This is a genomic window from Mesorhizobium sp. M7A.F.Ca.CA.002.15.2.1, from assembly GCF_003998715.1.
In the GTDB taxonomy this organism is placed as follows: Bacteria; Pseudomonadota; Alphaproteobacteria; order Rhizobiales; family Rhizobiaceae; genus Mesorhizobium; species Mesorhizobium ciceri.
In genome coordinates this window covers 1-4,652 of record NZ_RZPI01000457.1, presented here as the reverse complement: position 1 = coordinate 4,652, position 4,652 = coordinate 1, and the positions used below count along the sequence as shown (strand labels likewise).

The 4,652-nt window shown below is 63.4% G+C and carries 6 protein-coding genes; 3 read left to right on the top strand and 3 right to left on the bottom strand.

The window, feature by feature from the left end; all coding sequences use genetic code 11:
• Both ENZ74_RS22570 and ENZ74_RS22565 read left to right on the top strand, forming a co-directional pair.
• On the top strand, positions 1–584 hold a 584-nt coding region (locus tag ENZ74_RS22570; RefSeq protein WP_206522310.1), incomplete at its 5' end, for a cobalamin-dependent protein.
• A 131-nt stretch (positions 585–715) separates the two neighbouring features.
• Positions 716–868, top strand: a complete 153-nt coding sequence (locus tag ENZ74_RS22565) for a hypothetical protein (protein WP_244514279.1) — start codon at positions 716–718, stop codon at positions 866–868.
• 32 nt (positions 869–900) lie between these two features.
• On the opposite strand, the gene greA is transcribed toward ENZ74_RS22565, so the two are convergent.
• Positions 901–1,374, bottom strand: coding sequence for a transcription elongation factor GreA (greA, locus tag ENZ74_RS22560; RefSeq protein ID WP_013532674.1), 474 nt, complete (start codon positions 1,372–1,374; stop codon positions 901–903).
• Positions 1,375–1,495: 121 nt separating this feature from the next.
• Between greA and ENZ74_RS22555 the strand changes: the two genes are divergently transcribed.
• Positions 1,496–2,872 carry a TIGR03808 family TAT-translocated repetitive protein gene (locus ENZ74_RS22555; RefSeq protein WP_013532675.1) on the top strand — a complete coding sequence of 459 codons (1,377 nt, stop codon included), beginning with the start codon at positions 1,496–1,498 and terminating at the stop codon, positions 2,870–2,872.
• Here ENZ74_RS22555 and ENZ74_RS22550 read toward each other — a convergent pair.
• Positions 2,865–3,869 (bottom strand): asparaginase, encoded by a 1,005-nt coding sequence (locus ENZ74_RS22550; protein ID WP_013532676.1) that lies wholly within the window; start codon positions 3,867–3,869, stop codon positions 2,865–2,867. The two genes, ENZ74_RS22555 and ENZ74_RS22550, sit on opposite strands and share 8 nt — an antisense overlap.
• A 25-nt stretch (positions 3,870–3,894) precedes the next feature.
• Positions 3,895–4,652 (bottom strand): thiolase domain-containing protein (locus ENZ74_RS22545; protein ID WP_127312996.1); only part of this gene is annotated, 758 nt, incomplete at its 5' end.

Below are 4,652 nucleotides of genomic sequence, written 5' to 3'. Positions count from 1 at the left end.
AATTCGCCATCCGAGCCGCGCGCGCCAATGCAACGGTCGGCGAGATTTCATTCGCGTTGGAAAGGGCGTTTGGGCGCCACGTCGCTACGGTGCAGACCATTTCCGGCATCTATCGCAAGGCGCTTGGCGATCATCCCGTGGTCGACGGGCTGCAGGACAAGCTTGACGCCTTCGAGAAGAAGACCGGCGGCAAGCCGCGCATTCTCGTCGCCAAGATGGGCCAGGACGGCCACGACCGTGGCCAGAAGGTCATCGCTACGGCCTTCGCCGATCTCGGCTTCGACGTCACCGTCGGCGCGATGTTCCAGACACCGGATGAGATCGCCAGGCTGGCGGTCGCACAGGACGTCCACATCGTCGGCGCCTCGTCGCTGGCGGCGGGACATTTGACGCTGATCCCGGAACTGCGCGACGCGCTTAAAAAGCTCGGCCGCGGCGACATGCTGATCGTCGCCGGCGGCGTCATCCCACCGCAGGACTATGACGCGGTGCGGCAAGCCGGCGCTGCGGAAATCTTCCCGCCGGGCACAGTCATTCCAGAGGCAGCGGATCGCCTGCTGGACCGCCTGCTGGCCACGGACTAGGACTGCTGCATCTCTGAAAAGGTTGTGCTAGACTGACACTGCAACCAAGGTGCGGTAACCGTGAAGACGACCATCCACAAGCTCGACGACGGATCAGATGCCCTGATCTTGCCACGGGAATGCTGGACAGCTTGAATCTGCAATCGGGCGATCAGCTCCAGATCATCGAAACTGATCACGGCATCATTTTAAGACCGGTGGCCGACAGGTTCGAACGGCAGATGAAGGCCGCGCGCGAGGTCATGGACAAATATCGGGTCGGGCTTCAGAAACTCGCCAAATGACGCGCCAATCAGTGCGGCGGATTTGAGACGTCCTAGCTCTCGGAGAGCTTGACGATTTCCCATTCCTTGCCGTTGACGCTGGCCAAGTCGCCGATCTTCTTGCCGAACAGGGCGACAGCCATTGGCGAAACATGCGAAATGCTGCCCTTGGTGGGATCAGCCTCGTCCTCGCCGACGATCTTCCAATGCACCTTCTTGCCGTCATCGCTCTCGATCGTGACGCCCATGCCGAAGCGCACAACGTCACTGCCCGGCTCCGGCACCGAGAGTTCGGCGCTTTCGCGCCGGGCGGTCCAGTAACGCAGATCGCGCGACACGACCGCTATGCGCTCGCGGTCGGCTTTGCGTTCGGCCTTCGCCAGTATGTCGCGCAGATCGGCCAGATTTTCCTCGATCTGCGCCAGGCCGCGTTCCGTCACCAGATTGCGATGCTGGCTGACCGGCCGCTCACCGACACCGGCGATGGCATTTTCGCTGTCTTCCTCGCGGGTGAAAGCTCTGCTCATTTCCTGAACTTAGGCCCGCAGAGGCTGCTCGACAAGCCATTGTCGTTTCCGTCCAGAGGAGAGGCAAACCGTCTGGCACGATTCCTGCGACGCCAAGGTTGAACGCTGGGATTCTGTGCCGATGTTGAACAGACGAACGCTGCTGACTGGAACCGCCGGCTTTGCCGTCATGGGCCTTGCGCTCGGCAAGGCGGTAGCCGCAAGCTTGAGCGGCATCGAGAAAGCCTCGATGCGCGGCTCGATCAATGCCACCGAACTCGGCGTGCAGCCCGGCACATCAGACGATCAGAGCAAGGCCTTCGCCAAACTGCTGCGTGACGCAAACAGCCGCGACATGCCGGTGTTCCTGCCGCCCGGCACCTATGTCGTCTCCAATCTTTCGCTGCCCGGCCGCGTACGTCTTTCCGGCGTGCCGGGCGCGACGCGCATCGTTTACGGCGGTGACGGCCACCTGTTCATGGCCGAACAGGCCGACCATATCGAACTTAGCGGACTGGTCTTCGATGGTGCGAACCGTGCGATGGGCGATTACACGCAAGGGCTGCTCGATCTTCGCCGTGTCGCGCACCTCGCCATCGACAATTGCCAGATCACCGGCAGCGGCAAGAACGGGCTGGCGCTGGAACACGCGATCGGCCGGATCGAGCGCTGTGAGATATCGGGCGCCGCCGATGCCGGCATCTATTCGGTCGAAGCCGGCGGGCTGGCCATCACGGGCAACACCGTTTCCGACTGCGCCAATGGCGGCATCCTCGTACACCGCTGGCAGGTGGCCGAAGACGGCACCATGGTCACCGGCAACCGCGTCCAAGGGATCCAGGCACGCAGCGGCGGAACCGGGCAGAACGGCAACGGCATCAATGCCTTTCGCGCCGGCAATGTCGTCATCTCGGGCAACATCGTCTCGGACTGCGCCTTCTCGGCCATCCGCGCCAACAGCGCCAGCAACCTGCAGATATCGGGCAACACCTGCTCGCGCTCTGGCGAAACGGCGATCTATTCCGAGTTCTCGTTCGAAGGCGCCATCATCAGCAACAACATCGTCGACGGCGCCGCCAACGGCATCTCGATCGTCAATTTCAACGAAGGCGGCCGCATGGGCGTCTGTTCCGGCAACATCGTGCGCAATCTGTCGACCAGCGGCCCCTACCCCGCCGACTCGCCGGGATTTGGCGTCGGCATCGGCGTTGAGGCCGACACCACCGTTTCCAACAATGTCATCGAGAACGCGCCACTCTATGGCATGCAGATCGGCTGGGGCCCGTACCTGCGCAATGTCGTCGCCACCGGCAACATCATCCGCAAGGCAGGAACCGGGATCGTCGTATCCGTGGTCGAGGGCGCCGGTACGGCCGTCATTTCAGACAATGTCATCGACGGCGCGCTGAACGGTGCGGTTGTCGGCCAGCGCTGGGCGGAGCCCGCGACAGGCGATCTCGCCTCGTCAAACGGTAGCGGCTACGCGCATCTGACCGTCGAGCGCAATCACGTCACTTGAGAGTTGCCGTCGGCCTCAGCGCTCCGACTTTGGCACCGTTGCGATTTTCGATGGGCGTGTTTGCCAATTCGAGCAGCTTCGCCGCCAAGGCCTCGTCGGCACGCAACAGTTTGGCAAGGACGGCGGCAACCATGGCTTCGCCGGCGCGGCCGGCGCCATCATCGCATTTGAGTGCGATGCCGAGGCCAAGTTCCGGAATTGCGGCACAATGGACGCCTTCGGCGCCGCCCTTCGTGAAAATCCGCCCTGGTGCGGCCTCCATCAACGCGACGTCTTCGCGGCCGCTGCCGGAAACGAAGAAGGGCTCGGCCATGCAGGCGGAAAGCAGCCGCTTTGCAGCCTTGGCTCGCTCTGGGCCAAAACCTGATGTCGTGGCCATGCGGGCAAAGCCGAGCGCGAAGCTCCTGAGCGGCACCGCGTAGGTCGGGATCGAACAGCCGTCGATGGCACGCTGGTCCTCACCATGGACAGCGCCCGTCACCGACTGCATGGCGTCGCGCACCATGTCCTGCAGGCCGTGTCCCGGCTTGACATAGCCGCGATGCGCAATGCCGGCGTGGACGCAGGTGCAGAGGAAGCCGGAATGTTTGCCGGAACAATTGTTGTGCAAGGCGTTCGGCGAGCCGCCGGCGCGGGCGAGCGCAATCTCGGCGTCATGATTGGATGGCCAATGCGTGCCGCATTCGAGCGCCGATCCGTCCAGCCCAGCCTTGGCCAGCATGGATCGCGCAAGGTCGACATGTGCCGGCTCGCCCGAGTGGGAGGCGCAGGCGAGCGCCAGTTCGCGGTTGCCGAAACCATAGGCATCCGCCGCCCCGCTTTCGACCAACGGCAAGGCCTGGATCGCCTTGACCGCCGAGCGCGGAAACACCGGCTTGGCCGTATCGCCGATCTCCCACACGGGCTTGCCGTCGCCATCGAAGACCGCGACTGAGCCGCGATGCGCGCTCTCGACGATCGCGCCGCGCAAGACTTCGATCAGAACCGGATTTGTCATGTCACCTCCCGCAAATGCGGGCGGTTTATCTGATCCGGTCGAGAATGGAAACGTAGTTGGCGACCGCCGCACCGCCCATATTGAAGATGCCGCCCAGTTTTGCGCCCGGCACCTGGATGCCGCTGGCCTCACCGACAAGCTGCATGGCGGTCAAGACATGCATGGACACGCCAGTGGCGCCGATCGGATGGCCCTTGGCCTTCAGCCCGCCGGACGGATTGACCGGCAGGCGACCATCCTTGGCCGTTGTGCCGTCCAACGCCAGCTTCGCCCCCTCTCCCGGCTTGGCAAGGCCCATCGCCTCGTACTCGATCAGTTCGGCAATGGTGAAGCAGTCATGCGTTTCGACGAAGGACAGATCGTCGAGCGTCACGCCGGCCGATTTCAGCGCCCGGTTCCAGGCCTGCTCGCAGCCTTCGAAGGTCAGAATGTCGCGCTTCGACATCGGCAGGAAATCCTGCACATGTTCGTTGGCGCGGAAGGCAACGGCACGGCGCATCTTCAGTGCCGTGGCGGTGTCGGCAAGGATAAGGGCGGCGGCGCCGTCGGAGACCAGCGAGCAGTCGGTGCGCTTCAGAGGACCGGCAACGAAGGGGTTCTTCTCGCTCTCTTGGCGGCAGAACTCATAGCCGAAATCCTTGCGCATCTGCGCATAGGGATTGTCGACGCCGTTCTTGTGGTTCTTGGCGGCAATCATGGCCAGCGCATCCGACTGATCGCCATAACGCTGGAAATAGGCCTGCGCGATCTTGCCGAAGACGCCGGCGAAACCCGCGGGTGTCT